Here is a 26702-nt window from a genome sequence, read left to right as displayed (position 1 = left end):
ATCGTCGGCGTCATGAACCGCCCCCAGCGCGACGAGGCCATGGTCCGCGAAGCCGGAATCTCCCTGGACCGAGCGCTGTTCCCGCTGCTGGTGCTGGTGGAGCGTCTCGGGCCGATTGGCGTGGTCGAACTGGCCGACCGCGTGGGCCGCGACTACACCACCGTCAGCCGCCAGGTCGCCAAGCTCGAAAGCCTGGGCCTGATCGACCGCCAGGCCAGCGCCGCCGACCGCCGCGTGCGCGAGTCCGTTATCACCGCCAAAGGCAAAGCCATGACCGATCGCGTCGATGAGGCACGGGAGCGGATCGGCCTGGCGATCTTCTCCACCTGGGAGGAGCAGGACGTGGAGAATCTGGTGCGGCTGATGAGCAAGTTCGCGCAGGGGATTAAAGGAGATGGGGTGGAGTAGGGGTTTTAGCGCAGAGGGGTAGCAGGCGGGCGGCAGCGGCTGTTGTCCGCCAGAGGCGACCATTGCGGCGATACCGTACGATGCATGCCTACCGGCAGATCATCAGGGTTAACCCATGCAATTCCATGGTTTCGTGTTCGGGCATATCGAGGTCGAGATTCACGGCCGTGCGTACGATTTACATAACTTCTACCAAGCCACTGCCATCCATTACGACATCGTGAATCGTTTGGCTGTACTTGGCTTTACTCGACGAGCTGAAGCCTGGGTGCCGACGGAAGAAGCGCGGAAAATCACCATCAGCTTCCATGAGGTTGACTACTTTTCAGCGAGTGGAGCAGATGAAAACCAGGTGGGCGACGACAGTCGAGTTATACAGTCGATTGGCGTGGTGGAGTCCGATGCCGAGACAAAAACCTGCTACCTCACCGATACCATTCATCCAGATCATCATCTTGTGCTGCGCTTCGAGTCTGGTCTGACCCTACGAGTACAAGCCGCTGAAGCACGGTGCGAGGTTGCCTTTTGACGGGTGGAAAATCACGCCCCGCAACTTCCGTTTTGGAACGATGGCGCGCAACAGTCTTAAACCTGCATGACCGCTTTTGTCCGCTAACGGCCTTTGACCAATGACCGCATCCGACCCACCTCTGACCTGGACACAGCGTTTGCTTTCGAACTGCACTTCAGGATAACTGTGGTCCCGCCCTGCCTTTAGGTGACTCGTGATGTTTGACCTGGCCTCTATCGTGACGTACGTAGCCGTCGTTATCGGTCTTTTCCTGATCCCCGGCCCCGCCGTGCTGTTGGTGATCACACGCACCTTGCAGGGCGGACGCAAGGTTGGTATTGCCACCGGGCTGGGCGTCGCGACGGGGGATCTGATCCATACGCTGAGCGCTGCGCTGGGGCTGTCGGCGATTCTGATGACGTCTGCGCTCGCGTTCAACGTGGTGAAAACGGCGGGGGCCTGTTACCTGATCTACCTGGGGGCGCGTGCTTTTTTTGCTCGATCGAGCACCACTGCGCGCATGCCATTGGCGGATGTGACCTCGCGCCAGGCCTTTTTCCAGGCGGTGGGCGCGGAGGTCCTGAACCCGAAAACCGCGATTTTCTTCCTCGCATTCCTGCCGCAGTTTATTCATCCGGAATCGGGCTCGTCCCTGAGTCAATTCGCGGTGCTGGGCTTGATCTTTTCGGGGCTCAGTGCGGTTTATACCAGCCTGCTTTCAATCGCCATTCGCCCCTTGAGCCAGTGCCTCAAGGGTCTTTCAAGGCTGCGTCGCTGGGAAGGCAAAATCATCGGCACGCTGTTTGTCGGGCTTGGGGTGAAAGTGGCTTTTCAGCAGCAATAAGGCGGGTTTGGCCATGAGCGGAAGCGCACCGGACCGGTCCGTCCGCTCGAGGGAACAACCACCTCAGATCCGAAAGGTTTCCGCGCGCGGGAGTTGGCTGTTGCGGCGGAACTCGTTCTCCCAGTAGGCCACCCGGTCCGCAGTCGTGTTGTGGGTGGCGAGTTGGTCTGCCAAAGCCGATTGGCAAATGACAAGCCCCTGGTCAGTGAGGCGATAGCCTTGATCCACCTCGATCAGCCAGCCTTTCTGGATCCAGTAGCCTAGCGCACGCTTTTTCAGCAAAAACTCCAAGAGGGGTTTTGACATGGCAATCAGTGAGAGCTGATCGCTTCGCTGGGCAATTCGAAAGGCGGCGACGGTGTAGGCGCGAACCTCGGCAGGGGCAGAGGGGAATACATCAGGCGCAAATAACTGAAGAGTGGGGGGCATGATCGATCCTTGAAAACGCCAAAGGCTTGGGGGCAGAGCTTTTGACTCTAGCAAGCTTGCCTCAAGCGGCAAGTTCTTCGTCAGCGTGACCCGCAGTTTCAGCGCTCCTCTTGCAGCATGCCCAGCAAGCTGCTGAATGAATCTGCCACCTCAAACAGGCCGTCCGGCAGGCCCAGTTCATGAAAATAGAACACCACCTTGGGGAGCAGCGAGTTCTCGGAATAATCAAGGCACAGGTAGTCACCGCCACCGCCCACCACGATCGGCAGGTAGTGCTCGGGAAGCTGATGATGGGTTCGCAATGCCACCAGCGCGTTGATGATGTTTTCCGAGCTCTGTAGCGGATCCAGGGTCAGCAGCATGCCGAAGCCGATGCCCCAGGGCTCGCCGTTGACGTTGATCGACAGGGTTCGGTCCTTGGGTTGCCCGCCGTGAAAGCGCTTGACGCATTCAACGTAGTCGCGGGGCAGGGTGAAGCGCAGGACTTTTTCGATGCCGTCAACCAACTCATCGGTCAAGGGTTCATGGGCTTCTGAAAATACATGCCACTCCATAGCCGGGCCTCTGGTCGATCATTGAATGTCGGGGCGCTATTCAAACATTTATCAGCGACTGCCAGTAGCCAGGGCCGTGAGCGGGGCGGCTCTTTTCTGCGTGCCGCCCCGGCGGTTGTTATTACCCCCTTCAATCGCGGTGCTTCTGTGCACGGGTAAAACCTTTGCTTTATCATCCTGCGCCTATTGCCCGCCGCGCCTGCCGTGCTCCGGGCCGTTGTGCAGGACGGGTTACGGCAAGGGAGTCGAGCACGCGATGACTGACCGCGAGCAATTGCACCGAGAAGGTTATGTGCTGCTTCGCCGAGCGATCCCGGCGCAGTGGCTGGATCAGCTGCGTGCCGTGTTCGACGCGGGCGTAAAGCCCTCGGAACAATGGCCGGTGCCCAGGGGCAGGGACTGGCGCCATTCGCAGCTGGACACCGATGCCTGCGTGCAGGCGCTGTGTCGTCTGCCGTCGATGCTGGCGGTGGCGGGGGAGTTGATTGGAGAGCGGTTTTTCCTGTCCCAGGTGGAGGGGCGAGAGCCGTTGAAAGGGGGCGGGCATCAGCTGCTGCACCGCGACCTGTCGGCGCAACGACCAGGGGACATTGCCAATGCCCTGGTGTATTTCGACGACTATGGGCCCGCCAACGGTGCAACGCGGATTGTCCCCGGCAGCCATCGGCCTGAGCCGGGAGCGCCGCCTTTTGATTTCAATGACGAGTCCCGCTCGGTGCAGCTTGCAGGTTCCGCGGGTGATGTCCTGCTGTTCGACGTCGACCTGGTGCATGCGGGCAGCCTGAACATCAGCGGCGCCCGTCGCCGTACGCTGTTGATCAGCTATTTTTCGCAGTCGCTTTACGCTTCACATCAGCAGACCGCGAGCCTGCGCAGTATCCAGATGGACACGAGTGAGCGCTTTGAGCCTGGGGATTTTCCCTGGCAGGCGCCAGCGGCTGACTGGGTGCCAGTGCCCACGGCTTGAGCGACCAGGCCGGGGCGGCCATTTCATTCAAAAATTGTAAGACCGAGTAGAAGCCTATGAATCGTCGTAAAAAAATCCAGCAGTTGTTAAAAGCTCACGCGAAAAAGGCCAGTGCCAAATTGGCGCCTGCCAGCAAGTCGAAATACATCAGCAAGGCGGACCGCCTGAAGCTGGCGGCTGAAGCCGATCAGGATGCAAACCTGGCCGCCGACAGCGAGTCTGTGTAGATGGAACAGGGCTTCACCTTGCTGACGCGCTTGCGCGCAACCCTCAAAGATTTCACGCCAGCAGTTCGGTGATCCACTGCGCCTGGCGGGCGACGTCCTGGATCTTTTCCTCGGGCACCGCTTGCTGCGCCCGGGCAAAGTCGGCCAGGGTCTTGTGCTTCTGGCGCAACCTGCGCTGCCACTTGAGCAAGAACGCCGGGCTGCGTGCCTGCATGTGCAGCGGGCCGAAGTACAGTTCCCGGGCGCTGTAGCGCACCGGCTTGTCGCGCTCGGCGACGATGATTTCGTAGTCGAAGCGGTTTTCCTGCAGCACCTCCTCAGCGAGGATGCAGTAGCCATTGTCCATCAGCCATTGGCGCAGTGGCGGCTCGCCGCCGTTGGGTTGCAGGATCAGCCGTTCCTGGCCGTTGAGGTGGGCCTTGCCGCAGTCGAGGATGTCGCGGATGGTCTCGCCGCCCATGCCACAGATGCTGATGGCGGTGATCCCGTCCCGCGCCTCGATCGCCGCCAGGCCGTTGGCCAGGCGCACAGTGATGAGCGATGTCAGATCGTTCTCGCGTACCGTACGTTCGGCAGCATGGAAGGGGGTCAATGCCACCTCGCCGGCCACCGCCGCCGAGATCGCGCCACGGCGCATCAAGGCCACCGGCAGGTAGCCGTGATCCGAGCCGATATCGGCCAGGCGCGCTCCGGCGGGCACATGCGCCGCCACGCGCTCAAGGCGCTTGGACAATGTCTGTTGGTTCAACGGCAACCCCTTTTCAGCACGAGCGTCCGGCAGCGTTGGCCAGATCGGGGCGCGATTGTGGCGGGCAATGCCGGGTATTTCAAATTCAGGCGACCGGGGTCATGGCGTTGTTCCAGGGGCACGCAGGCCCTCAGCACTCCACAATCCAGGTCCGCCAGCAACCCAGCACTGGCCCGTTGCCGGTAATAGGTGGCCATCAGCGTGTTGGGGATATTGCCCGATTGCGAGCTGCGCGAGCGAGTCAGGGGCGGCAGGGCGCTCCGGTTTTTAAGCGCCAGGCCGCCAAGGGATAGCGGTTGGAACAGGCTTGAAGCAGTCAGGGTGTCTCGGAGGAGATGAGCAAAGGCGACACATTCACCTATTCGAATGGATGAATAGGTGGCCGGCACGCGTCGAGATGGCGGCCTCCTTCGCTGGTGCAAGATCCGCCTCAACGTCCCTGGATCACTGCCCGGATGCCTGCCGACACCACTCGCAAAAATCCCGTAGCCGTGCCGTGAATTCCTCGGCCGAGGCCGTGGGCTGCTGGCTATGACGCAGGAAGAATTCGATCTGCGCCTGTTGTGCCGGATAGCGCTGGACGAACTGCGCCACGTGCTCCTCCAGGGTATGGGGCCAGCCAGGGGCCTGATCCGAGCGCAGGATATTGGTCGCGCGGATCAGCTTGCGCGAGGCCTCGCGTTGCAGGCGTTTGACCTCGCTCGGCTGCGCTGGCTGATCGATCTGATCGGCATAGCGGCTGAGCACCGGGTAGAAATCCCCATTGAGCGCCAGGGCGATCGCGCGCGATGGCCTGAACGGGGCGAAGTGTGCTGCCAGGTCAGTGCCCCATAGGCAGCGGCAGTGGTGCTTGAGCCAGTAGCCCCAGCTGTACAGGTGCTGCGGATCCAGCACCTGCTGACGGTTGCCGATATCGAAGTCGATCTTCACCACCTCCGGGTGCCGCGCGGCCAGAGCCAGGCGCAGGGCTTCAAGGGTGGCGAGGGCTGCTGCATCCTGCGGCTGGCGCAGGACCAGGGTCACGTCCAGGTCCGAAACGCCAGGTTTGGCGCTGCCCCGGGCCACGCTGCCATACAGGTAAATGCCATCGAGCAAGGCGCCGGCCTCGGCCGTCAGGGTGCGGCACAGATCATCCAGCAACGGCTGGAAAGGCGCAGGCAAAGGCTGGCTGGGAGCGGCCGGAATAAAACCGTCCGCATCGACGCCGTCCGGTTGGCGAGAGGGCATGGGGGTGGGCCTGTGGCTCTTGAGTAAGCGGGGGATCTTAACAGCGTAGGCACTGCTGCAAGGGCCGGTTTTTTAGGGTGAAAGCAGCCTTGCGTGATAGCAGTTTGGTATCTCCTGGCTATAGTGAAATTGTCGGCGCGGGAGCTGTCTGGTCTGCGCTTGTTTTTGCAATGCTGGCAGGTACGACCTAGCAATATGCAGGGCCATGAACGGCCCAGGGAGCGCGCGATGCGGGTACTTAAGGGATCAAGCACGTTGGCTTTTTGTTTGAGCCTACTCGGCTGTTCCACTCCGGATTCGGTTATGGAACCTTACGAATCAGCTTTGAATCTGGGCAGTTCCAACGCTAAAAAATTCCACTCAATGTTGTATTTCCCATCTGGTACTGCGCTGCACTATCCGGGTTATGTCGTTGCCCTGGAAAAGAGTCCGCAATCGACCGTTGGTGGTCCCAAGGCGTACCCACAAGTCAGCTTTGTAAAAAGTGGAAGTTATACCGATGCCGAAGAAGCCGGTTCATGGCGAACAGCCAATCAGATCGAGCGCTTTCAAAACAGTGATTCAAAGGCAATGTTTGTGTCGCATATCATCAAAAATACAATAGTCGGAGATGACTCAGTTCGGGACGCCCCTTATTACTCAAAAAGCCATTGCTTTGTTTATAACGCCTACGCCGCCAGACCGGTATCGCTGATTAAGCAGAACTATGATTTGGCGAAAATCAGTGATTGGCACGCCTGCAAGATATCGACCAACCTGGATAAGGTCGATGCCAAGTCATATCAGTTATATGACTACGGAAAATATGCACTTGTTTCATTGGAAGAAAATCTGACCAAAGACCTCAAGGCCGGCAGTTATACCCATGTGCTGGTTATTGTCATGGGCTGGAACACCGCTCAGGAGGAGGCAATCCGCAACTTTAATGATTTGACCGGGAGCCTGATGGCTGCATCCCTGGAGTCTGTCAAAGGCCAACAGGAGGAGCCGATCAACAGAACGGCCGCTATACAGCCATTGAGTAATCGCAGTAGCAATTTCCGACCTTTGGTCGTGGGTATTACATGGCCTTCTTATTGGTCCAACTCGTTTGGTAACGTTTTGAGTTACTCGAACAAGGCCAATGATGCTGATGAAATAGGCCTGTCCTGGCTTAACAAGATTGTCAATGAAACCATTCCCCGCAGTTTGAAGGCTTCCGGTAGCCAGGCGCGGGTGGTTGCACTTGGGCATAGTTTTGGTGCCCGGGCGATGACCCGTGCGGTGTTTAGTGCACCGGTCTTGACCCCTCTTGAAAGTCAGTTTCCAGACCAGACCATGGTGACCAGTTCGGTTGACTTGGCCGTGGGGCTTCAAGGGGCTTTCAGCATCAATCGCTTTGCGCCCGGGGTGGGCAGTGAAGGGGCGCCTTACCGCGACTATGCCAAGTTGAAAAATACCCAGTTGGTGCTGACAGCATCGTCCAATGATGAGGCGGCGGGTTCGCCGTTTATTCTCTGGACCGCACCCGCAGGTGCCATGAGTTCATACCGTAAGGCATGTGATAGTGCCAATCCGGATTACAAGGGGATCTTCGACTGTATGAAAGCTTCCGACACTTCCGCGGTTCCTTGCGGCAAGTTCGCCATTTGCAAAAACGGGCAGGAGGAGTGTACCGACCCGTTTGCTTCCCAGCCGGCAGTGAAAAAAGTTGCTTACATCAATGCCTCAGACGGGATAACGGAGTTCAATTCTCCAGGTTCGGGCGGTGGTGCCCACAGTGATATCTATCGCCTGCCCATGGGGCGCCTGCTGTGGAAATTAATCGAGCAATATGCGCCAACGAAGGGATGGGGACCCAGAGGTTCAGGGCCAATAGCTGACCGCTAGCTGTTGCAGAAGGCAGGTTCAGCAGAGACTGATGGGGGCGCATCACAACCCTCATCAGTCTCTGAGCCAGGCCTCAGTTCTTGAACGTCGAGTGCTTGCGCCCCTGGTCGAGCAGGGCGAACACCACCACCAGCAGCGAGGCGATGCCGAGGATGATCACCACGCCGTCGGTGGAGTGGGTGGCCGAGGCCGAGACCAGGGACAGGGCGCCCAGCGGGGCCAGGCCGCCGGCGATGGCGGTGCCGATTTCACGGCCGGTGCCGAAGCCCGAGGAGCGGGTCTGGGTCGGGAACTGGCGGCTGAGGAACGAACCCTGGGGGGCGAACATCATCGGCGCGAGGATCCCGGTGCCGACGCCGATGGCGATGTAGATCATCAGGCTTTCACCGGTGTTGAGCAGGGCCAGGAACGGGTAGGCGAACAGCAGCGAGAACACCCCGCCGAGCATCAGCACGGTTTTGCTGCTCCAGCGGTCGCACAGCCAGCCGAAGAACGGCACGGCGACGATGGCCACCAGGCTGGCGATGGTCACCGACAACGAGGTGACGTGTACGTCCACGCCCTTGAACTGAGTGAGGTAGGCCAGGGAAAAGGTCTTGAAGATGTAGCTCAGGGCGTTGTAGCCAACCGCGACGAAGAACACCACCGCCAGGCCTTTGAGGTCGTTTTTGAACAGGGCCTTGAGCGGCGACGCCTTGGCTTTTGCCGGCTCCTGGCTCAGTTGGTTGAATTCCGGGGTTTCCGGGATGCTGTTGCGCACCCACAGGCCGACGCCGACCAGGGCGATGCTGCAGATAAACGGGATGCGCCAGCCGCCTTGCAGCAGGAACTCGTTGCCGTTGATGGTCAGCAAGTACACGGTCAGCGACGACAGCAGCAGGCCCAGGTTCAGGCCCAGCGCCGGCCAGGCTCCCTGGCTGCCGCGCTTGCCTTCGCTGGCGTGTTCGTAGGAAGTCACGGCCGCGCCGGACAATTCGGCACCGGCACCCAGGCCCTGGATGATCCGCACCGCTACCAGCACGATGGGGGCCCAGATGCCGATCGAGGCGTAGCTGGGGATCAGGCCGATCAGCGTGGTGCACACGCCCATCATGCAGAAGGTCACCACCAGCACTTGCTTGCGGCCGAACTTGTCGCCCAGGTAACCGAACAGGATGCCGCCGAACGGGCGCGCGATAAAACCGATGGCAAAGGTCGAGAAAGCCATCAGGGTCGCGGTTTTTGGGTCGCTGTTATCGAAGAAGATTTTCGAAAACACGATCGCGGCCATGGTCGCGTACAGGTAAAAGTCGTACCACTCCAGCATCGAACCGAAGATGGTGGCAGCGGCGACTTTGCGCAGGCGCTTTTTGGTTTGTTGCGGGGTTTCCGCTGCAGGGCTTGGGGGGGTAACTGCGGTCATTCCGGACTTCCTCATGAATCATTATATTTATTTTCAAATGGACACTTATTGCGCTCCGCAGGCCCTGTTCGGGCCCGCAGGCTGGGTACATACACCTGGCCGAAGCCGTGGTGCGAGCACGACGCGGCCGCCCGGGTGGTGACTCGGGCAGTGCCGTGGGCGGATCAGGGGTGCTGGAACATGCGGTCGGCAATCATCTCGCCGATGGGAATGGCCGAAGTCGCGGCCGGTGAGGGCGCATTGCACACATGGAGCATGCGCGAGGTCTGGGCGAACAGGAAATCATGCACCAGGCTGCCGTCACGCATCACCGCCTGGGCCCGGATACCGGCTTCGTAGGGCAGCAGGTCGTCGATGTTCAGCGACGGGCAATACTTGCGGCATTGCTCCAGGTAGCCGGACTTGAACAGCGAGTTCTTCATCTCGACGCTGCCGGAACCGAGGTTTTGCCAGATGGTTTTCCAGAACCCGGGGAAGCTCGCGTACTGCGCCACATCGCGCCAGTTGATCGAGAACTTCTTGTAGTTCTCGCGCCCCAGGCCCAGTACCGCGTTGGGCCCGACCGTCACGCTGCCGTCGATCATCCGTGTCAGGTGCACCCCGAGGAACGGCAGCTCCGGGTCGGGGATGGGGTAGATCAGGTGGTTGACGATGTTGTTTTTCGACGCCGGCAGGCGGAAGTATTCGCCGCGAAACGGGATGATCTGGTGCTCGATCCTGATCCCGGACATTGTCGCCAGGCGGTCGGATTGCAGACCGGCGCAGACCACCAGTTTCTTCGCCTGCCAGGTGCCGTCATGGGTGCTGACACCGACGTGGTCGGGGCTTTCCTGGATGGCGGTCACGGTGCGGTCGAGACAGATTTCCCCGCCGCCGGCACGGATCACCCGGGCCATGGTCTGGCAGACTTCGCGGTAGTCGACGATGCCGGTGGCGTCGAGAAACAACCCGCCCAGGCCGACGATATTCGGCTCGCGCTGGCGCAGTTGATCGGCATCGAGGCGTTCGACCTTCATGCCATTGAGTTGGGAGCGGGCGTACAGCGCCTGCATGCGCTCCACCTCCAGTGGAGTGGAGGCCACCAGCAGCTTGCCGCAGACCTCGAACTTGATCCCGTGCTCGGTGCAGAACTGCTTGGTGGCCTCGGCGCCGCGCTTACACAGGTCGGCCTTGAGGCTGCCCGGTGCGTAGTAGATGCCGGCATGGATCACGCCGCTGTTGTGCCCGGTCTGGTGTTTGGCCAGGGTGCCTTCTTTTTCCAGGATCACCAGGGAGGCGCCGGGCTGGCGCTTGAGCAGTTCCATCGCGGTGGCCAGGCCGACGATGCCGCCGCCGATGATGCAAAAATCATAAATCATTGTGGGGGTTACCTTGGATCAGCAGGTCTAGTTATCAGGTTGTCAGACTAATGCATCTGGCAAAAGTCGGCGTGCCGCAGCACGCGCTCAATATTCAGGGGTTCATGGGCTCAGTCGGTGGCTGGCAACTCAAGTTGCAGGCGCTTGGCGGAGGCGCGCAAGTGCGCATCGGCGCAGGCGGCTGCGGCTTGTCGGTCGCCAGCGGCGATGGCCTGGTACATGGCCTGGTGTTCCTGGGTCGCATCGGCCGAACCGCCGACAAAGCGCGACGCCGAGTTTTCCCAGGCGGTTTTGCGTGCGGTGGCCAACTGGCTTCTGAGGAAGTCATGAAAGGCCACGAAGTATTCGTTTTTACTGGCTTCGGCAATGGCGCGGTGGAAGGCCACGTCGGCCAGGGCGGCGGCTTCGAAATCGCTGCGTTTGTCGTGCATTTCCTGCAAGGCCTGCTGCATGCGTTGCAGGTCCTGCTCGTCACGGCGCTGGGCGGCAATCGAGGCGGCCTGGGTTTCGATCCACAGGCGCATCTCGAACATCTGCGTCAGCTGTGGCCGGCGAGTGTTCTGGGTCGGGAAGCGAAACACCGTCCCGGCTGGGGTCTGGGAAATGAACGAACCGAGGCCGCGACGGGCGATCAATACCCCGTCGGCCTTGAGCTGGGCAATGGCCTCGCGAATCACCGAACGGCTGACGCTCAGCTGTTCGGCCAATTGCTGTTCGGTGGGCAAGCGCGACTCGGGAGCGAGGTTCCCGGATTCGATCTCGGCGCGGATAACGCTGACAACACGCATCACGAGAGAGTCGGGGCGCTGGAGCTCAAGCATAAGACAACCTTGGTAGTCAGGTTGTCAGACAATAGACGTTTGGAATTTCTGTTGTCAAGCAGATGAGTGTTGGTGCGTTTGCCGAATCAACCTGAAATCAGCCCCAGCTCAGCCTGCAAACGGGCGACCACTTCGGCCTCGACTGCGCCCTGATCGCCCCCGGTCTGCCATACCGCGCAACTGGCGCTGTGGCTGCCATGCACCGCGTGATACACCGCCAGCACGCTGCCGGGTCCGGAGCCGGTGTGGCCGCTCAAGCTCAAGCCGCCGGCCACCGCGCCGCACATCAGGCCCAGGCCGTAGCCCGGCGCGGTCCAGGGGCGCCCGGCAATCGGCCCGCCGAGCAGGCGTGGCGTCTGCACCGCCTGCAACAGCGCCGGGGGCAGCAGATCCCCGTTCAGCAGGCGTTCCAGGAGCAGCGCCGCCTGCGCCAAGGGACCGACCAGCAGCCCGTGATACACCCAGCCCGGGTCGTAGTCCGGGCAGTCGCCCATCGCTACTGTTGCCAGGTCGGCGCGAGTACGGGCCAGGCGCACATCCGACACCTTCAGGGGCGCCAGTACCCGCTGGCTCAGGGCCTGGTGCAATGCCAGGCCGCTGACCCGTTCGATCACCCGGGTGAGCCACAGATAACCGACGTTGGAGTACCGCCAGCCACTGCCCGGTGGATAGCGCAGGCGCCCGGCATCCAGGCGTTGCAGCATCTCCTCGGCCGACCACGGCGTGTCATGCCGGGCTACGGCGGCGTGGTAATCCGCCAGCTCGCTGTAATCGGCTAACCCGGCTTCGTGGCGGAGCAATTGGCGCAGGCTGAACGGCCCTTCGGCCAGCGGTTCGTCGAGGGTCAGCAACCCGTCACGCACCAGGGACAGGGCGGTCGCCGCGAGCACGGTCTTGGTAAAACTCCACCAGGGAATGACGGCGTCAGGTTGCGTGGGAGGGATGAGGTGGCCGTTGGCGACGAGGGAGAAAGTCATGGGCGGGGTCTACACACGGTCGGTCTGGGAGGGGGCAATGTTCGCTCAGTTGTGGCGAAGGAGCTTGGCCCCTCGCCACGAGCGCACGGCAGGCCGCCCTTGAACGGATTACGCCGTTTGCCGGCGCATGGTCAGGATGGCGCTGCCGAAGAAGATGAACGTGGAGCCCACCACGCGGTTGACCCACTTGGAAAACGCCGGCCGGGTCAGTACACCCTTGGCCCGCGAGGCCAGCAGCGCGTAGATGCTTAGGGAGATCAGCGACAAGGCCATGAAGATCAGGGTCAGGATGAAAAACTGCGGCACCAGCGCTGCGTTTTGATCGATGAATTGCGGGAACAGCGCGGTGAAGAAAATCGTCGCCTTGGGGTTGGTGGCGGCGGTCAGGAACGCCGACTTGAACAGCTTCGAGCGCGGCGGCATCTGGCCCTCGGGGCTCCCGTCGCTGCTGGCCGAAAGCACCGGTTCCTTCTTCAGCAGGTGCTTGGCGCCCAGGTAAAACAGGTAGCCGGCGCCGGCGATTTTCACCGCGTTGAAGATGATTTCGGAGCTGGCGATCAATGCCCCAAGGCCCAGCATCGCCGCCGCGGACATGCAAAACAGGCCGCTGACATTGCCCAGCGACGACCACAGGGTCGATTTGGCACCGTAGGCCACGCTGTTGTGCAAGGCCACCAGGGTGGCCGGGCCAGGGCTGGCGATGGAGATTGCCGCGACCAGGGTGTAGGTCAAAACCGAGTGAACATCCATTTCATGACTCGCTGTAAGAAGACGTCGAATTCTATAGGGAAAGTGCAGGGCAAATCACCGCACAGGTGAGCTGATTTTACCCGGCACTCATCACTGGATGCGCCTTAGCGCCTGTTCACGGTCTGCTGCGCTTAGCTCATGCCGCGTCAAAAGTGGCTTCGAAATGCTCATTTAGGGCCCTAAACTCCGCTTTCTCAGCCACTTTTGCCTTGCCTGAGCGTCGCTCGCTAGATCGTGGACAGGCTTTTAGCGCCGATCCAGCCAGTAGTTGTGCAGGCTGCGCGCCGCCGGTTCGATGGCTGCCACGCGCTGATTGTGCAGGGCCACGTTGAGGTCGGCCGGCAGTTCGAAGTTGTCCTGTTCGGCGCACTCGATGATCGATTGCAGCAGGGCGGCCTGGGGCGCCGGCATTTGCGGCCAGTTGCCCACGGCGACGCCGCGCAGGTAACCGAAGCACCATTCTTCGGCCAGGGTCAGGGGTTGGCCCTGGTGTTCGGTGGTTTCAAAACGTGCCTTGAAGGCCGAGGCGTCCAGTGCCAGCTGGCTGGCCAGGGTGTTCATGTGGCGCACGCAGAGTTCGATGAACTGCTTGCCTTGTTCCGGGCTGTCCCAGTCCGGGTTCTGCCCACCCCAGATGGCCGGGAACCACTCGGCGATGTCGACCCGAGCAGGGCTGGAAACCAGGGCGGTGAAGTAGCCGTCGAGTTCCGAAGGGTTGAGCACCGAGTGATCGTCACCGTATTGCAGCAGGGTGTTCTCGATCACGTCGAAGTCAGCGGCGTTCAAGGGTTGGTCTGGCATGGCAATGATCCTTGGCAAGTCGGGGCGCCAGGGCGACGCCGTGTTTGAAAAAGTCGCGGAGGATGGGCCTTGTGGCGGTTTTTTTCCAGCGCCGATTATCCACCGGCGCTCGCCGGTCGCAGGCAAGGGGCGTCGGGTTCAGGCCTGGCTGCAAAAATGCCCCGCTCCCAGGCGCCATACCGAAAACCACACATCATCCGCCGGGGCGTAGCGCTCCAGGGGGATCGGCCGCTCGTGCAACAGGTCGTCCGGGGCGAATACTTCAAGCTCCCAGGGGAAATCCGGGTTGTACGACAGGCTGTACTCGGGGGATGGGCTGGCGAGGGTGTAGTGGATCGAATACACCATCAGCGGTGAGCCCTGGAGTTGGTTGTGGGCATACAGCGCCCAGAACTCGCTCATCTGCGGCCGGCTGACCTGCTCGGCAAACGTCAGGGCGGCGGGCAGGTCATCCCAGGTGGCCTGGACCGTTTGCTGGGCCAGGGCGATGCGTGCGGCGGGCGACTGGCCCTTGGCGTGCTCGACGTAGATCAGGGTGGTGGCGAACTGGAACTCGCACTGGGTGATGCTCGGGCTGACGTCCCAGTGGCCGATCATGTGCTGGTCCAGCAGTTCGATTTTCATGGGGCGGGCTCGGGTTGTGGGTCAAAAAAGCGCGAGTGGCTAGCGGTCGCGATTGGCGGGCCAGGTCGCGGTCGGGAAGTAGGCCTCCAGGCCCGGTTGCTGGTGGTCCACGCCGTTGCGGGTCCAGTAGCAGCTCAGGCGGCTGTAGTTATCCAGGTCGCCGCGCACCAGGCACGTGGCGCCGTGCCCCGGCCAACTGAAGGCCAGCATATCGGCCTCGGCCATGGTCGCCCGCGCCACCTTGCCAATGGCGGTGGTGGTCTGGCCATTGATGGTTTTGACCAGGGTCAGGGCGCCGTTGCTGAAGGTGATTTCAGCGCTGCCGGAGTAGGCGGCGCCGCCGTCGGGCGCCTGGCCGATCAGCGCGTAATGGCCGGGAACCATGGAGTAATACAGGTGTTCGTCGGCGGCGTTGTCGGCCACGACGCTGGTGCTGGCCAGCAGCAGGCCGAGCAGGGCGCACAGACCAGGGATGCGCTGCATGCAGGTACGTTCCTTGTAGAAAATCGAGCTTGAACAGTCGGTGATGGGGGCAAGTCCCGGGTTGGCTGAACGCGCCTGGCAACCCTCAGACCGTTACGCCGTGGCGCATTATAAATACCGACAGTAAAAGCACCAGCAGGGTGGTGATGGCGGCGTAGCAGGCACTCAAGCCGAGCTTGACCAGCAGCATGTCATCGACCGCCCTATAGCCGATGGAGGCCCCGAACAGGGCTGCGGCTGCGGCGCCGGCGATAAGGATGCAGCCGCTCCTCATGCCTGGGGCCAACAGCGGGATCAGAACCAGGTGGGCGCTGCTGATCAGGATGACAAAGATCGCAATGATCTTGAGGGTGAGAACCATGCTGTCTCGGGTGCTGTTCATGGTGACGCGCTCCGATAGCAAAGCCTGCGGCCTTGCCGGGTTATTCCTTACTCCCTGTTCCTTGTGTACTTGAAGGGGTCGTAGCTCGGCGGTCGAGTGTCCCTGCTGCCGAGTGGAATGACTCATCCCGGAAACGAGATGCATCACGCTCTAGATTAGGCCTCGTCCCGCGATTTAGACGACTTTGCGACGGACGTGCATGGCCGGCACTCCCTGGCAGGCCGAACACCTCATCTGCTGCGGTGTGCCCGGTGATCCAGCGTCCGTCGAAATCGATGATGTTCCGAGGGCTGGCCAGTACTTCCAGCATGGGCGCCCTTCTAATCAATTGCTGGGTTTAATAAGAAGCATTACTATTCACGCCCCCAGTCCCCCAGCACACCGCGATGACTCCCCAGCCGCCCCGCAGACCAGGCTTTTTCGAGTACTACGAAGAGTTGATCGGCACCTGGACGCGTCGGCTGAAAAACCGTCAGCAGGCTGAAGACCTGGCCCACGACACCTTTGTCCGGGTGCTGGAGTCGGACCCGGACAAGGTCGAGCAGCCACGGGCCTATCTGCACCAGACCGCACGCAACATTGCGGTGGACGGCTATCGTCGCGAAGACCGGCGCGGGGCCATGGAACTGGAAGCGATTCATCACAGCACGCCGCCGACCGGCGACCCGGAGCATTTCATGCACGCGATCCAGCTTGCTGACTCCATTGAACAGGCCCTTGCCGAGTTGCCGCTGAACTGCCGCAAGGCGTTTGTCTGGCAGAAGATTGAAGGCCTGACCCAGGCGGAAATCGCCGAGCGCCTGGGCCTGTCAAAAAACATGGTGGAAAAGTATATGATCCGCACCCTGCGGCATCTGCGTGACCGCCTGGACGGGCCGATGCCATGAGCCGCCGAGACTTTTCACCCTCTGCCAAACAGGAACTTCCATGATGGATAGCCGTGATTGCGCGTGCGGACCGGCGACGGTGCGCGATGAGGCGGCGCTATGGTTCGTGCGTCTGCAAGAGCCCGCGCTGAGCGCTGAAGAGCGGCAGGGGTTCGACGCCTGGCTGGCCGAGCACCCGCAGCACCGGGATGAATTTCAACTGCTGCAGACCCTGTGGAGCGCCACCGACCTGTTGCCACGGGAACGTTTGCAGGCCTTGTGCAAGGACCCGGCGCCACCTGCCCGGCGCCGTCCGATGTTGCGTTACGCCCTGGCGGCCAGCGTGCTGGCGGTGGCCGTGGGGCTGGGGTTGTTCAGTGGCCTGAACCAGCCGGCCTCCTACAGCGCGGAGTTTGCCACCGCCCTGGGCGAGCGCCGCCATGTGGCGCTGCCGGACGGTTCGCAGATCGACCTCAACAGCCGCAGCCGGTTGCAGGTGCGCTACGAAAAAGGCCAGCGCCATATCGAATTGAGCGAAGGCGAGGCCATGTTCAGCGTCGAACACGACAGCAGCCGGCCCTTTGTGGTGGCCGCCGGGCCGGGCAAGGTCACGGTCACCGGGACCCGCTTCGATGTGCGCCGCGACGCCGGCCAGACCCGGGTTGCAGTGGAGCAGGGCACGGTCAAGGTGCAGGGCCGCGACGCTGCCGAAGGTGATTTTGTCAGCCTCACCGCCGGCCTCGGCACGCGGATCGACAGCAACGGCACGGTGGCTGCGGCCCATGCGGTCGACCCCGAGGCACTCACGGCCTGGCGCAACGGCAAGCTGGTGTTCAACAACGCGAGCCTGGCTGACGTGGCGGCTGAAGTGTCGCGTTATCGCCAGCAACCGCTGCGCGTCGACAACCCGGCGGTGGCCAATCTGCGTTTGACCAGTGTGTTCCGCTGTGACGACACCGACGCCCTGCTCAAGGCCTTGCCCAGCATCCTGCCAGTGGCGGTGCAGACCCATGCCGATGGCAGCCAGGAAATAATTGCGCGTTAGATTCAGGTTTTTTTCGAGTTCTTCGTCTTCTTGTCCAACTGCAACTGGTTTGCATTAACAGCCGCACTTCTTTGCGCTCAACAGGACAAGCTGCGACGTGAATAACCTCGATCTCAAGAACCCCAACCGTGCCCTGCCGACGTCACGCTGGCTGCCGCTGGCTCTGGCCCTGGCGGTCAGCGCCGGGCTGTCCCAGGCCCATGCCGAGCAGGCACCGAGTGCGATTCACATCCAGGCCCAGCCCCTGGCCCAGGCCCTGAGTCAGTTGGGCTTGCAGACTTCGCTGCAGGTGTTTTTCAGCCCCGAGTTGGTGGCCGGCAAACAGGCCCCGGCGGTGCAGGGCAGCCTGTCGCCGGAGCAGGCCCTGCGCCAGTTGCTCCAGGGCAGCGGCCTGGATTACCAGGTCGACGGCAGTTCGGTGACCCTGAGCCCGGCACCTGTGGCCAATGCTCCGCTGGAGCTGGGCGTCACCGACATCAAGGTGGTGGGGGACTGGCTGGGGGATGCCAACGCCGCCGTGGTGCAAAACCACCCGGGGGCGCGCACGGTGATCCGCCGCGAAGCCATGGTCGAGCAGGGGGCGATGAATGTCGGCGATGTGTTGCGCCGGGTGCCCGGGGTCCAGGTGCAGGACGCCAACGGCACCGGCGGCAGTGATATTTCCCTGAACGTCGGGGTGCGCGGCCTGACCTCGCGCCTGTCGCCGCGCTCCACGGTGCTGATCGATGGCGTGCCCGCAGCGTTCGCGCCCTATGGCCAGCCGCAGTTGTCCATGGCGCCGATTTCGAAAGGTAAACCGTTTCTAATAATATAGGTCGCCAAAGCTACGGGGACTTGTACCCGTGGCTTTGGGGGCCGGGGTTTGCTGAGGATGGCCATTCCTCGCATCATGGCGAAAAGCCTTCAAGCTGACGAACGGTCGGATCCATTCCTGTGCTTGACGACTAAACCCGTATAAAATACACGGCTATCATGTGGCTTAGGTTGAACGCCAACGCCAACGCTACGCATTTGATATGGGGCGACTGCTTAAAAAAAGAACAATGTTTGTAGTGTGCGATAAATTAATTTGTAGTAAAGCTTGGGTTTCTTTTGTGGATATAGATTTTGAAGGGCGGTCTTGGAATTACCGAAAGTGGATTTTTCAACATATTAGAAATACTCATCTTAATGAAGATGATTACCACAAAGCCACAATTGAGGCAGAGCAGCTAAAGCTAAATGGTCAAATAGGTGAAACAGAGTGGCGGAGTATGGTGCGGTTGGCCAACCAATCATTGCTGCGAAACGCCTGCTATGAATGATTGATATGTTTAGTGTGGGACCTTGAAGGCCAATGTAGTTAATATTGCTGATGCTAATTTTTTCATGGTGTTTTATATTGTTAGTTATTAGTAAATTATCATATTTTTAGAATAATTGAAGGTTAGGGTGTTCTGTGCTATAAAAGTACTGCTGAAGTCGATATTTAAGACTGGAGGTACATTAGGTATGGAAGCCGGGAAAAATTCAATAGCTTATCGCATCTGGGGCTTGGAGCATCTGCATTATGGGATTTTGTGCAAAGCAGAGTATGATTTAGCTATTCTAACTGCTGATAAGTTGTACGAGGAAGGTAAAGTAAGTCGCGATGAATATTTGGAGATGATAAGGCTTGCATGTGGGGCGTTGGCTGGTAGCTAATGGTTTGGAGATATATCTTCGAACCTATGTCTGCTTGGAGCAAGCGAAAGGTTTGGCGGAATAACTTACGCTGTGGTATTCCGTGGATTTTTTAAAAACGGATTATCTACATTTATTGTCGAGTCATGGCGGAAATTCAAGGCCATATTTAAGGCAAATAAAAAACCCTCTCGGGTTTTTTGTGTTGTTGGGCGTCACGTAGTTTCATCCCTGTTGCGTTCGCATGTCCTCAATTATTCGCTGTTTGTATTCTTCTGCATCTTCATCAATTTTCCTTTTTGCGTCTCCCCAATGCTCATTATAAGTAATTTTATGCCTTGCGACTAATGAGTGGACGATGCTGTCAAGATTTTGTAGCTTGGCTTTGTTATCTGGAGTTCCAAACTCTTTGACTAACGCATTGTTTGATATGCCTTTGTGTCCAGATAGTCCTATTATCAATTTTTTGGCGAGGCTGGATGTCAGTCTTAAGTTAGGATATTCCTCCATTTCTATGATTTTTAAGAAGTTAATCAAAAATCTTTGACGCTCTCTTCTTTTGAATCCACCAACTATTCCGCCTATCTTGCCTGCTATTTCTGCATTTTTCATACTCTCTCCTGTATTGTTATAAATACAAATAGCACGAAAAATCTATATGTCAATGCTTCGGAGATATATCTTTGAAGTTGTCATGGTGGCTATGCTCGATGTGTCAAATTGAGGCAAGGTTTTGAAATTTTCATTTTTTGGGGTGGCCTATCCCCCACATTCAATCTTGAAATTAAACTGGGAGCGATTGTTCGAAAATTCCCGATAATTTTTTGCAGGTGGTTAGTTGCAAAGCTCAACTAAGTAAAATCAATTAGGGTAGAACCATAAATGTGAATAAGGTTGAACGATAAAAATATTTTCGATTTGCTATTGACAACGTTTTGTGCCGTATTTAAGCAATAAATTGATGGTCGGAAAAATCAAGTTATCAATTTTTTGATATAAAGTTATAAAAAAATTCCGTAATTTTTTTGAAAATAGCACTTTAATGCTTGCTGTTCGGTGGTGTGGTTTTTGATCGAAAAATACCTGTTTTGGGTTTAGGACAAAAACAGCCGGTTGGTGAAAATTGATATTGTTTGTTGTGGCGGGTTGTCCTATGAAATTTGATATGTATGTATACATACATATAGGTTTGGAGATATATCCCCGAACCTCTGGAAGTATTGGGTTGAGTGGTTAACGCTGTTTTGGACTATTTTTGATATAGGCTTTTTGCACTAACCATGATGCTGCGAGGTGTAACACATTTGGCTATTTTAGGCGTGTAGTGGTGTGGTTTGGTGTCGTTGTATCAACGGAGTGGAAGAAGGTCGATTTTGACTAATTCCGTGCGTTATATCGCTATCGGTGGTGCGGTGTATGTATATGTGGGGGTAGGGGGAGGAAAGGGAGGGGGATGGGCGGAAGGAAGAAGAAACACCCTCGTCGGGTGCTATTATCTGATATAGGCTTTTAGACAGATTATAATGTCATGAATTAAATCTCCAGTTGTAGGCTGTTGCTCTGCTTACATTTAACGCCTTCATTACTTCCTTAATGGTTGCCCCTGCTTCAAGCAAGATAATCCCTCGTTCTCTCTTGGTTTTTCCCTTTTGTTTACCCCTGAAAGCCTGTATCTCGCTTGTGTGGGTTCTTGCAACATAATCGTCAAATGTGCCACGGTTAAAGTTTCTATGCGTCCACTTCGCGACGCTTTTGGCCGTGTGTTTTACTTCGGACATGTCCAGTGGTGTAGCAAAATTGACGTTGTAGCCTGTTGCACGGTCAAGGCAGGCGTTTAGCCATTGATCATAGTTCGGCCAGCCTTGGCGGATAGCTTTGTATGCCCAAGCCCTTAACTCATCAAAAAGCATACAGTTGCGACCCAATCCGTAATCCTCTACGGGGTTCTGTTTGGCCTTTTCCGGTGTTAAATCAACGTACTCAGCCAAGTCGTCCAAGGTGTATGGATCGGCCTGCCATTGGGTCACTATCCAATGGGAATTGATCGGGTTCTTGCAGATCAGGCCGGAATAGCCTCGGTCTGCTCCTAAACGATTACGCAAGCCTGCTTCAATAGCTGCTGCATAGCGTAAAGGGGCGGTTTTACCGTCGATAGCAGTTCGTACAGGGGTTTGTAGCAGATAGAGCAAATGGGCGTGCCCATTGGCCGGATTTCGAGCTACTAGGTTTGGAGCTGGTGCCCCTACGTGGTCCCAGTGCATACCTGCATCGGATCGGTCTAAGTCAAAAACCATCCAATATCTATGTGTAGGGCCGTTTGGTTGAACCAATCGAGCAAGTTTCGCTTTCTCTTTTTTGTTGATTTTTAAGCCACTGAATAAATCGTCAGTGTGATAAGGTCTTCTTGGTAAGTAGTCCTCAAATAATTTTACGCATCCCATCGTCATCCTCGTCTAATATTAAATTTAGAAAAAGAAAACCTTGGGGGAGACTTGACAATATTTTATTTGATGATTAAATGGAGGTGTTGATTAGAGTTTTATAAAATATTGTTGTATGTATGTATGTCTTGCCACCTTGCCCAAGGTGGTTTTCTTTTTCTGTTCTATTCAAATTGCCATATATTGTTGTTTTGTCAAATTTGAATAGTAAAAAGCCCGCTCTTTGGCGGGTTTTTATTGCCTGTGGTTTGGAATTAGCAAATGAATCCTAATGTGATAAAATGTTAGTAATTAACAATTACAGCTACTATGAATAGATTATTTAATACACGTTTCGCTGATGAGGTAGAAGACAAATTAATGAGGTTGGTTGACGAGTACAGTAAAAGTCTCGAAAAAGAATTTAAAGCAGAGGGTGCTTTTGTAGGGCTTAACGGGCGGATTGCTCTTCGTTAAACGAGCAAAAGACAAGATGGCATCCATAGGGCTGGATGTTGGAGGTAAAGACTTGCACTTGTTGTTGGCAAAAAAAGCCCGCACTAGGCGGGCAAATGTCGATCAAGTAGGAAAATCCATTCCTCGTAGACGGACGGATCATACCTGAGAGCAAAAGGCTCGTCAATTAGTCGAAGATTTATTGCGAAATAAAGTATGGCCTAACAAAATATCCTTAAAGAATTTTGAGTTGTTGCCGATATTGTCGTTACATACCATTGGGTTTAAAGATGAAAGGAGGGATTATGAGCTTGAGAAATATGAATATCGGGAGTCGGGCTGGCCTCGGCTTTACGATAATTGGGTTATTGGTTTTGGCGATGGGGTTGATTGCTCTGTTCCAAGCCAACGAGATGGATGACGCGACTGCTGAAATCCGTGTCGAGTGGTTGCCAGCGGTGCAGGACGTGGGACAGGTTGGTAGTGGTCTGGGGCGTACCAGAGCGTTGACGCTCAGGACGCTTACCATGAAAGAAGGCGATCAGTTAAAAGAAACGGTTGGTTTGGTAAGACGTATCAATCAAGAAATATCCGCTTTTTTAATTAATTATGAAAAAGGAATAGACTCACCTGATGATCGAAAGCTGTTTGAGGACTTCAAAAGTTCTTACGCCAAATATTTATCCTATCAAGAGCGGATACTGGATGGTGTACTTGCGTCAGTAGAACGTGGTGATGAGATTGAAGTGGCTAATGGGCCGCTTGCTAGTGCAGCGGATCAGATGATGGCTGCCTTGAATAAACTGATCAAGTTTAATGAGCAAGGTGCTGTTCACGCCGCCGATCAGACAAGCAAAGCATTCGATGCTGCAGTGTTTATGATTGTTGTAGCGTTGATCCTGATCTTGATGCTAATGGTCGTAATTGCTATCGTGTTGACTCGGAGCATTGTGTCTCCACTATCTGAGGCAGTTATAGTTGCTGATAGAGTTTCCAGTGGTGATCTTACTCAAAATATTCATGTTACTGGAAGCGATGAGCCTGCTCATCTGCTGATTGCTTTGAAGCGGATGCAAGATAGTCTGCATGAGACAATAGAGAAAATTTCTGAATCGTCCAATATGCTTGCCTCTGCCTCGGAAGAGCTACATGCTGTAACTGAGGATACGAATCGCGGACTTAATCAGCAAAGTGCTGAAATTGACCAAGCAGCTACGGCAGTTAATCAGATGACAGCAGCGGTTGAAGAGGTGGCTCGCAACGCTGTTAATACTGCTGATGACTCAAAAGCTGCTGATAAGAGCACCTATCAAGGTCGAGAAAAGGTTAGTCAGGCTTTAGAGTCTATTAACCGGCTTGTTGGTAACGTTTCTGATACTTCGGAAGAGGTTAAGTTGTTGGCACAAAATGCCAATGAGATTAGTCAGGTCTTGGTAGTGATTCGCTCAATTGCGGAACAGACCAACCTGTTAGCACTTAATGCTGCAATTGAAGCTGCTCGGGCTGGTGAAGCTGGTCGAGGGTTTGCAGTTGTAGCTGATGAAGTAAGGGCACTGGCCTATCGTACTCAACAATCGACAGGCGAAATTGAAAAAATGATTGAAGGGATTCAATCTGGTACTGATCGTGCGGTTGATGCTATGAATGAGAGCCAAGAGCGAGCTAATGGCACGTTGCAGGTGGCTCGGGAGGCTAATGATGCTCTGGACGTGATTGGTGAGGCTATTGCTTCGATAAATCAAAAGAATTTGGTTATTGCCAGTGCCTCTGAAGAGCAAGCACAGGTTGCCCGTGAGGTAGACAAAAATCTTGTGAATATCAGAGATTTGTCAATGCAAACTTCTGCTGGAGCAAATCAGACGAACGCATCCAGTCAAGAGCTATCGCGTCTTGCCGTGGATTTACATGCGATGGTTTCAAAGTTCAGGCTTTGAATGCGGCAATAGAGCGTAAAAGCGTTAAAGCCCCATCTCGGGGCTTTTTTATTTCTGGAGGTTTAAAAGCTCTGTCAGTTTCTGGTTTTTTTGCTTCTCTTCCTCTAACGCGGTTTCTGCAATTTTCCGATAGGTCATTTCATCAAGTAGTTCACCTGCTTGATCAAGATTGATTTTCTTCGCAAGGTCAAGGTCATATCGTAGTTGTTCATTTTCATTGATAAGGGTTTGAGTTTTTTCTCCAAGCTCTGACTTCTCTGTATTCCAAGCCTTTTGAGCTTTTCTGAGGTTTTCACCTGCAGCGTGTTCTGCAATGCTCCAAAGCGTTGCCGTCGCTTCACTGATGGCTTTCTGAAAGGTTTCAGAGCCGTTTGACTGGTCGGATTTCTCCGCGTCCATTTCTTTACGCCATTGCCTCATTGCTTCACTGGTCGTATTCATATCTGTCTTAGCTATGGCTCGGACTTGGTGAACTGTTGGATATGATTTTTTACCATTTGTCATATACAACTCTGTAGCTACGTTGAAAATTCTTTCTAATACTGTGTTGTTCATTTATTTCCTCCTAATAATAAGAATAATAAGTACTGAATTATTATTGCTACTGCAATAATAATAAGAATAATATCGTTATTATTTTCGTTATCAATGAGTTTTGTGGTTTGCACCAAAGGGTGGAAACCCAGCAGAATCAAGGAAAACTCAGAGGGATAGCGAGAATAATATCTTATTATCTTCCTTGTGATAATAAGAATAATTAAGCTGCTATTATTGTTATTGCAATAATAATGATAATAGTGACTTATTATTGCTATTATTAAATCATATAAAAATAGAGTTTCAAGGGGTGAGGCTAAAAATACTATTGTGCTATATGATGTATCGTATCCTCCAAGAGCAGAAAACCGCACTATGCGGTTATTGATATGGGTCGTAAGGGTCTTGAAATGGGCTTGGCGGTTTGGGTTTTAGTAGTCTTCTCTTTCTGGCCGCTTTTGCCTGCTCGGCTTCGTCTTTGTCAAATTCAACCACTTGCTTACTGGTGAACGTATCAGATGCCCAAAGCTTTACTTTGTCAGTAAATCCTAATGTTGCTTGGGTGTGGTCTAAACCTTGCTCTTTGAGTTGTTCCGTAACGTTAAATAGATAGTCCTTTCGTTTCTCTTTACCCAAACGGCTAGCCATTTCATAGGTGTTTTCTCGTAATCTCTTATAGTATTGCTCTGGATTCTCGTCGAGCCTTTTGGCTTCAAGTATGCGATCCACCAGAATATCAAAGCGTTTAATCAAAGGCTCTAGCTCTTCCTCGTATGCCTTGATTGCTTTTTCCAAGACGGTTTTTCTGTTGGTGTCCTCTTTAATTTTCTTGCGTAGTTCATTCAGTTCTTTTGTCATTCTAGATTTCATGGTTTTGAAAGTAGATGACAGCTCTGCAGTCTTTGTGGTTTTTTCCGTTATTTCGTCGTCTAATTTCTGCTTTTGACTATCTAGCTCGGCATTTTCTTTTCTCAGCTCGCTGGCCTGTATTTCTAAATTCTGTATGGTTGTTTTGTAGGTGTTAGCCGTTCCTTGTAGATCTTTTATCGTGGTGTTAAGGGTGACGATATTAGCTCTTTGCTCGATAAGTTCGACCTCGCTTGTAGTTAGCTCTTTCTGCAGCTTTTCTATATGTCTAGTATAATAGTTATGGCTTCGCTCACTTTTCGGTTTTTTGGCTTCCTGCTCAACTTTGCTCAAAAACTCTTGGTGCTCTTTTGTTTTAGGTAGGAATTTAGCTTGCAAGCCATATGCAGCGGCTAAGCTGTTAAAGTGCTCATAGAAGGCCGCTTGCATGACTTTTGACTTCCATGATTCGCGTTCTCTAATGAACCTATGGTTTTGCTTTTCTTCGCTACGGTTGGGGAGTTTGAAATCTTCTAATTTCGGTGGTTCGGATATCTTATCCAGACGAGCTTTGTTCCTCGCATAATATTGTGATGCAAACTCAAATTCTTGGGCTGAAAAATCATACTTCCCAGTCTTCTCATTTTGAAGGTCAAGGAAGGCATGAACGTGGTTTGTCGTTTCGTCCAGATGACTGAATGAGAAAAGCATCTTGTTGCTTGGGAAGTTTTTTTGATAAAACTGGTGCAAGGCTTTCTGCAGCAGGTCGGTGTAAGCCTTGGTTATCGCTAACTTGTTGGGTTCGGGAATAACAAGGATGATTTCTTTAACCCTGTTGACCGTCCTTGATACGGCTCGATTTGGTGCGTTTTGCTCGATCTCTCGCTTCTTGGTGGTGTAGTTCTCTAGAAGGTCGATACGCTGAGCTACACGGCTGATTTTGTGTTGATTGAGTAGGGCGGCGTAGTCTCCGACTACCAACGGCCTTTCTCCCTCCATTACCGATGTGACGTATTCTTTTATTTGGGTGGGTTCGGTTGCGTTGATGAATTTGACCAGCTTCGATTTTAGTTTTCGGAGCTTTTCTTTTTCTGCTGCTATCTCGTCAGTCGCTTCTGTTGCTTTGAGTTTGGTTTGTAGTTGGTCGTTGAAGTCGGCCAGCAATTGCTCTGCTAATTCCCTAGTTAATACTTGTTCAACGCCACCTACAATGGCGATATTTGGGTGGTCTGGATTGGGGTTGAATTCAAAGTCGTCATACTCGTTTTGGTCCAGCCTAAGCGAGTGTTTCAACGAGCTATCCAGCCCCTTCAGGTTGGAATAGTTTCTGTCTCTTTTAGTCAGCGTAATTATCTGCAAATTGGTATCATTCATTTTATCCTCAGTGGTGGGTTGGTTTTTGCTCTTGGCTTTTGCTTCTGTCCTGCCGACAAGGCACCTGCGTTAACCGTCACATCTTTTGCGTAGCAAAAGTGGGATGGTTAACATAGCAGGTATGCTTTAAAGGGCTTCTTTTAAAAATTGCACTATATACATATATTTAACCACATAAAG

General features: G+C 55.3%; 27 protein-coding genes and 2 pseudogenes. 11 read left to right on the top strand and 18 right to left on the bottom strand.

Annotated features, from left to right (window positions below; translation table 11 throughout):
- Positions 1-12: 12 nt before the first annotated feature.
- From MF4836_RS29495 to MF4836_RS29485, 3 genes are all read left to right on the top strand, one after another.
- Complete coding sequence (locus MF4836_RS29495) at positions 13-408, top strand: MarR family winged helix-turn-helix transcriptional regulator (protein ID WP_201131712.1); 396 nt, start codon at positions 13-15, stop codon at positions 406-408.
- A 115-nt stretch (positions 409-523) separates the two neighbouring features.
- A complete protein-coding gene (locus MF4836_RS29490; RefSeq protein ID WP_078473318.1) occupies positions 524-937 on the top strand; it encodes a hypothetical protein in 414 nt (137 codons plus the stop codon).
- Positions 938-1136: 199 nt separating this feature from the next.
- On the top strand, positions 1137-1763 hold the full coding sequence (locus MF4836_RS29485) for a LysE family translocator (protein ID WP_078473317.1): 627 nt from the start codon (positions 1137-1139) through the stop codon (positions 1761-1763).
- A gap of 63 nt (positions 1764-1826) precedes the next feature.
- Here the strand turns inward: MF4836_RS29485 and MF4836_RS29480 are convergent, their stop codons facing one another.
- On the bottom strand, positions 1827-2192 hold the full coding sequence (locus MF4836_RS29480) for a hypothetical protein (protein WP_078473316.1): 366 nt from the start codon (positions 2190-2192) through the stop codon (positions 1827-1829).
- Positions 2193-2290: 98 nt separating this feature from the next.
- Positions 2291-2746, bottom strand: coding sequence for an SMI1/KNR4 family protein (locus tag MF4836_RS29475; protein WP_078473315.1), 456 nt, complete (start codon positions 2744-2746; stop codon positions 2291-2293).
- 256 nt (positions 2747-3002) lie between these two features.
- Between MF4836_RS29475 and MF4836_RS29470 the strand changes: the two genes are divergently transcribed.
- Both MF4836_RS29470 and MF4836_RS29465 read left to right on the top strand, forming a co-directional pair.
- Positions 3003-3713 carry a phytanoyl-CoA dioxygenase family protein gene (locus tag MF4836_RS29470; RefSeq protein ID WP_078473314.1) on the top strand — a complete coding sequence of 237 codons (711 nt, stop codon included), beginning with the start codon at positions 3003-3005 and terminating at the stop codon, positions 3711-3713.
- 56 nt (positions 3714-3769) lie between these two features.
- A complete protein-coding gene (locus tag MF4836_RS29465) occupies positions 3770-3940 on the top strand; it encodes a DUF2986 domain-containing protein (protein WP_078473313.1) in 171 nt (56 codons plus the stop codon).
- 52 nt (positions 3941-3992) lie between these two features.
- Here MF4836_RS29465 and MF4836_RS29460 read toward each other — a convergent pair whose 3' ends face one another.
- The 3 genes and pseudogenes from MF4836_RS29460 to MF4836_RS29450 form a co-directional block, all read right to left on the bottom strand.
- A complete protein-coding gene (locus tag MF4836_RS29460; protein ID WP_338013634.1) occupies positions 3993-4688 on the bottom strand; it encodes a tRNA (adenine(22)-N(1))-methyltransferase in 696 nt (231 codons plus the stop codon).
- A 155-nt stretch (positions 4689-4843) separates the two neighbouring features.
- Positions 4844-5008, bottom strand: a pseudogene (locus MF4836_RS29455) (oxidoreductase); the annotation flags it as partial.
- A 124-nt stretch (positions 5009-5132) separates the two neighbouring features.
- Positions 5133-5915, bottom strand: a complete 783-nt coding sequence (locus MF4836_RS29450; RefSeq protein ID WP_078473311.1) for a nucleotidyltransferase domain-containing protein — start codon at positions 5913-5915, stop codon at positions 5133-5135.
- A 228-nt stretch (positions 5916-6143) separates the two neighbouring features.
- Between MF4836_RS29450 and MF4836_RS29445 the strand changes: the two genes are divergently transcribed.
- Positions 6144-7784, top strand: coding sequence for an alpha/beta hydrolase (locus tag MF4836_RS29445; RefSeq protein WP_078473310.1), 1641 nt, complete (start codon positions 6144-6146; stop codon positions 7782-7784).
- A gap of 73 nt (positions 7785-7857) precedes the next feature.
- Here the strand turns inward: MF4836_RS29445 and MF4836_RS29440 are convergent, their stop codons facing one another.
- The 9 genes from MF4836_RS29440 to MF4836_RS29400 form a co-directional block, all read right to left on the bottom strand.
- Entirely contained in the window at positions 7858-9186 is a 1329-nt protein-coding gene (locus MF4836_RS29440) for an MFS transporter (RefSeq protein ID WP_020296141.1), read from the bottom strand.
- A 164-nt stretch (positions 9187-9350) separates the two neighbouring features.
- Positions 9351-10544 (bottom strand): L-2-hydroxyglutarate oxidase, encoded by a 1194-nt coding sequence (gene lhgO / locus MF4836_RS29435; RefSeq protein ID WP_078473309.1) that lies wholly within the window; start codon positions 10542-10544, stop codon positions 9351-9353.
- A gap of 110 nt (positions 10545-10654) precedes the next feature.
- Positions 10655-11365, bottom strand: coding sequence for a FadR/GntR family transcriptional regulator (locus MF4836_RS29430; RefSeq protein ID WP_020296139.1), 711 nt, complete (start codon positions 11363-11365; stop codon positions 10655-10657).
- 86 nt (positions 11366-11451) lie between these two features.
- Positions 11452-12342 (bottom strand): serine hydrolase domain-containing protein, encoded by an 891-nt coding sequence (locus tag MF4836_RS29425; RefSeq protein WP_078473308.1) that lies wholly within the window; start codon positions 12340-12342, stop codon positions 11452-11454.
- 108 nt (positions 12343-12450) lie between these two features.
- Complete coding sequence (locus tag MF4836_RS29420; protein WP_078473307.1) at positions 12451-13092, bottom strand: LysE family translocator; 642 nt, start codon at positions 13090-13092, stop codon at positions 12451-12453.
- Between the two features lie 246 nt (positions 13093-13338).
- Entirely contained in the window at positions 13339-13893 is a 555-nt protein-coding gene (locus tag MF4836_RS29415; RefSeq protein WP_078473306.1) for a UPF0149 family protein, read from the bottom strand.
- A 138-nt stretch (positions 13894-14031) separates the two neighbouring features.
- Positions 14032-14517 (bottom strand): hypothetical protein, encoded by a 486-nt coding sequence (locus MF4836_RS29410; protein ID WP_078473305.1) that lies wholly within the window; start codon positions 14515-14517, stop codon positions 14032-14034.
- A 39-nt stretch (positions 14518-14556) separates the two neighbouring features.
- Positions 14557-15000 (bottom strand): hypothetical protein, encoded by a 444-nt coding sequence (locus MF4836_RS29405; protein ID WP_078473304.1) that lies wholly within the window; start codon positions 14998-15000, stop codon positions 14557-14559.
- Between the two features lie 85 nt (positions 15001-15085).
- On the bottom strand, positions 15086-15382 hold the full coding sequence (locus MF4836_RS29400) for a hypothetical protein (protein WP_078473303.1): 297 nt from the start codon (positions 15380-15382) through the stop codon (positions 15086-15088).
- 386 nt (positions 15383-15768) lie between these two features.
- Here MF4836_RS29400 and MF4836_RS29395 point away from each other — a divergent pair, with 386 nt between their 5' ends.
- The 4 genes and pseudogenes from MF4836_RS29395 (at position 15769) to MF4836_RS29380 (ending at position 18976) form a co-directional block, all read left to right on the top strand.
- Entirely contained in the window at positions 15769-16269 is a 501-nt protein-coding gene (locus MF4836_RS29395; RefSeq protein ID WP_078473302.1) for a sigma-70 family RNA polymerase sigma factor, read from the top strand.
- Positions 16270-16309: 40 nt separating this feature from the next.
- Positions 16310-17293 carry a FecR family protein gene (locus MF4836_RS29390; RefSeq protein WP_078473301.1) on the top strand — a complete coding sequence of 328 codons (984 nt, stop codon included), beginning with the start codon at positions 16310-16312 and terminating at the stop codon, positions 17291-17293.
- A gap of 97 nt (positions 17294-17390) precedes the next feature.
- Positions 17391-18086 (top strand): annotated as a pseudogene (locus MF4836_RS29385) (secretin and TonB N-terminal domain-containing protein); the annotation flags it as partial.
- Between the two features lie 698 nt (positions 18087-18784).
- The gene (locus MF4836_RS29380; RefSeq protein ID WP_078473300.1) at positions 18785-18976 is read left to right on the top strand and encodes a hypothetical protein; all 192 of its coding nucleotides are present in this window, start codon (positions 18785-18787) and stop codon (positions 18974-18976) included.
- 204 nt (positions 18977-19180) lie between these two features.
- Here MF4836_RS29380 and MF4836_RS35235 read toward each other — a convergent pair whose 3' ends face one another.
- Together MF4836_RS35235 and MF4836_RS29375 are read right to left on the bottom strand one after the other, a co-directional pair.
- Positions 19181-19567, bottom strand: coding sequence for a hypothetical protein (locus MF4836_RS35235; RefSeq protein WP_153050284.1), 387 nt, complete (start codon positions 19565-19567; stop codon positions 19181-19183).
- 914 nt (positions 19568-20481) lie between these two features.
- On the bottom strand, positions 20482-21396 hold the full coding sequence (locus MF4836_RS29375; protein ID WP_078473299.1) for a replication initiation protein: 915 nt from the start codon (positions 21394-21396) through the stop codon (positions 20482-20484).
- A gap of 725 nt (positions 21397-22121) precedes the next feature.
- Here MF4836_RS29375 and MF4836_RS29370 point away from each other — a divergent pair.
- Complete coding sequence (locus tag MF4836_RS29370; RefSeq protein ID WP_443217479.1) at positions 22122-23765, top strand: methyl-accepting chemotaxis protein; 1644 nt, start codon at positions 22122-22124, stop codon at positions 23763-23765.
- A 48-nt stretch (positions 23766-23813) separates the two neighbouring features.
- Here MF4836_RS29370 and MF4836_RS29365 read toward each other — a convergent pair whose 3' ends face one another.
- Positions 23814-24320 (bottom strand): DNA-binding protein, encoded by a 507-nt coding sequence (locus MF4836_RS29365; RefSeq protein WP_078473297.1) that lies wholly within the window; start codon positions 24318-24320, stop codon positions 23814-23816.
- Positions 24321-24683: 363 nt separating this feature from the next.
- A complete protein-coding gene (locus tag MF4836_RS29360; protein WP_078473296.1) occupies positions 24684-26522 on the bottom strand; it encodes a hypothetical protein in 1839 nt (612 codons plus the stop codon).
- Positions 26523-26702: the final 180 nt, after the last annotated feature.

The organism is Pseudomonas sp. MF4836 (genome assembly GCF_002018875.1).
Classification (GTDB): Bacteria; Pseudomonadota; Gammaproteobacteria; order Pseudomonadales; family Pseudomonadaceae; genus Aquipseudomonas.
This window is presented reverse-complemented; position numbering and strand designations above follow the sequence as displayed.

Bases quoted from the DNA above. Each gene is read 5' to 3' on its own strand.
- MF4836_RS29480 (WP_078473316.1), bottom strand. From the start codon at position 2,192: ATGCCCCCCACTCTTCAGTTATTTGCGCCTGATGTATTCCCCTCTGCC.
- MF4836_RS29365 (WP_078473297.1), bottom strand. From the start codon at position 24,320: ATGAACAACACAGTATTAGAAAGAATTTTCAACGTAGCTACAGAGTTG.
- MF4836_RS29425 (WP_078473308.1), bottom strand. From the start codon at position 12,342: ATGACTTTCTCCCTCGTCGCCAACGGCCACCTCATCCCTCCCACGCAA.
- MF4836_RS29470 (WP_078473314.1), top strand. From the start codon at position 3,003: ATGACTGACCGCGAGCAATTGCACCGAGAAGGTTATGTGCTGCTTCGC.
- MF4836_RS29390 (WP_078473301.1), top strand. From the start codon at position 16,310: ATGATGGATAGCCGTGATTGCGCGTGCGGACCGGCGACGGTGCGCGAT.
- MF4836_RS29375 (WP_078473299.1), bottom strand. From the start codon at position 21,396: ATGGGATGCGTAAAATTATTTGAGGACTACTTACCAAGAAGACCTTAT.
- MF4836_RS29430 (WP_020296139.1), bottom strand. From the start codon at position 11,365: ATGCTTGAGCTCCAGCGCCCCGACTCTCTCGTGATGCGTGTTGTCAGC.
- MF4836_RS29475 (WP_078473315.1), bottom strand. From the start codon at position 2,746: ATGGAGTGGCATGTATTTTCAGAAGCCCATGAACCCTTGACCGATGAG.
- MF4836_RS29485 (WP_078473317.1), top strand. From the start codon at position 1,137: ATGTTTGACCTGGCCTCTATCGTGACGTACGTAGCCGTCGTTATCGGT.
- MF4836_RS29370 (WP_443217479.1), top strand. From the start codon at position 22,122: ATGAAAGGAGGGATTATGAGCTTGAGAAATATGAATATCGGGAGTCGG.
- MF4836_RS29495 (WP_201131712.1), top strand. From the start codon at position 13: ATGAACCGCCCCCAGCGCGACGAGGCCATGGTCCGCGAAGCCGGAATC.
- MF4836_RS29490 (WP_078473318.1), top strand. From the start codon at position 524: ATGCAATTCCATGGTTTCGTGTTCGGGCATATCGAGGTCGAGATTCAC.
- MF4836_RS29405 (WP_078473304.1), bottom strand. From the start codon at position 15,000: ATGCAGCGCATCCCTGGTCTGTGCGCCCTGCTCGGCCTGCTGCTGGCC.
- MF4836_RS29465 (WP_078473313.1), top strand. From the start codon at position 3,770: ATGAATCGTCGTAAAAAAATCCAGCAGTTGTTAAAAGCTCACGCGAAA.
- MF4836_RS29440 (WP_020296141.1), bottom strand. From the start codon at position 9,186: ATGACCGCAGTTACCCCCCCAAGCCCTGCAGCGGAAACCCCGCAACAA.
- MF4836_RS29410 (WP_078473305.1), bottom strand. From the start codon at position 14,517: ATGAAAATCGAACTGCTGGACCAGCACATGATCGGCCACTGGGACGTC.
- MF4836_RS29360 (WP_078473296.1), bottom strand. From the start codon at position 26,522: ATGAATGATACCAATTTGCAGATAATTACGCTGACTAAAAGAGACAGA.
- lhgO (WP_078473309.1), bottom strand. From the start codon at position 10,544: ATGATTTATGATTTTTGCATCATCGGCGGCGGCATCGTCGGCCTGGCC.
- MF4836_RS29400 (WP_078473303.1), bottom strand. From the start codon at position 15,382: ATGAACAGCACCCGAGACAGCATGGTTCTCACCCTCAAGATCATTGCG.
- MF4836_RS29420 (WP_078473307.1), bottom strand. From the start codon at position 13,092: ATGGATGTTCACTCGGTTTTGACCTACACCCTGGTCGCGGCAATCTCC.
- MF4836_RS29445 (WP_078473310.1), top strand. From the start codon at position 6,144: ATGCGGGTACTTAAGGGATCAAGCACGTTGGCTTTTTGTTTGAGCCTA.
- MF4836_RS35235 (WP_153050284.1), bottom strand. From the start codon at position 19,567: ATGAAAAATGCAGAAATAGCAGGCAAGATAGGCGGAATAGTTGGTGGA.
- MF4836_RS29380 (WP_078473300.1), top strand. From the start codon at position 18,785: ATGGAAGCCGGGAAAAATTCAATAGCTTATCGCATCTGGGGCTTGGAG.
- MF4836_RS29450 (WP_078473311.1), bottom strand. From the start codon at position 5,915: ATGCCCTCTCGCCAACCGGACGGCGTCGATGCGGACGGTTTTATTCCG.
- MF4836_RS29415 (WP_078473306.1), bottom strand. From the start codon at position 13,893: ATGCCAGACCAACCCTTGAACGCCGCTGACTTCGACGTGATCGAGAAC.
- MF4836_RS29395 (WP_078473302.1), top strand. From the start codon at position 15,769: ATGACTCCCCAGCCGCCCCGCAGACCAGGCTTTTTCGAGTACTACGAA.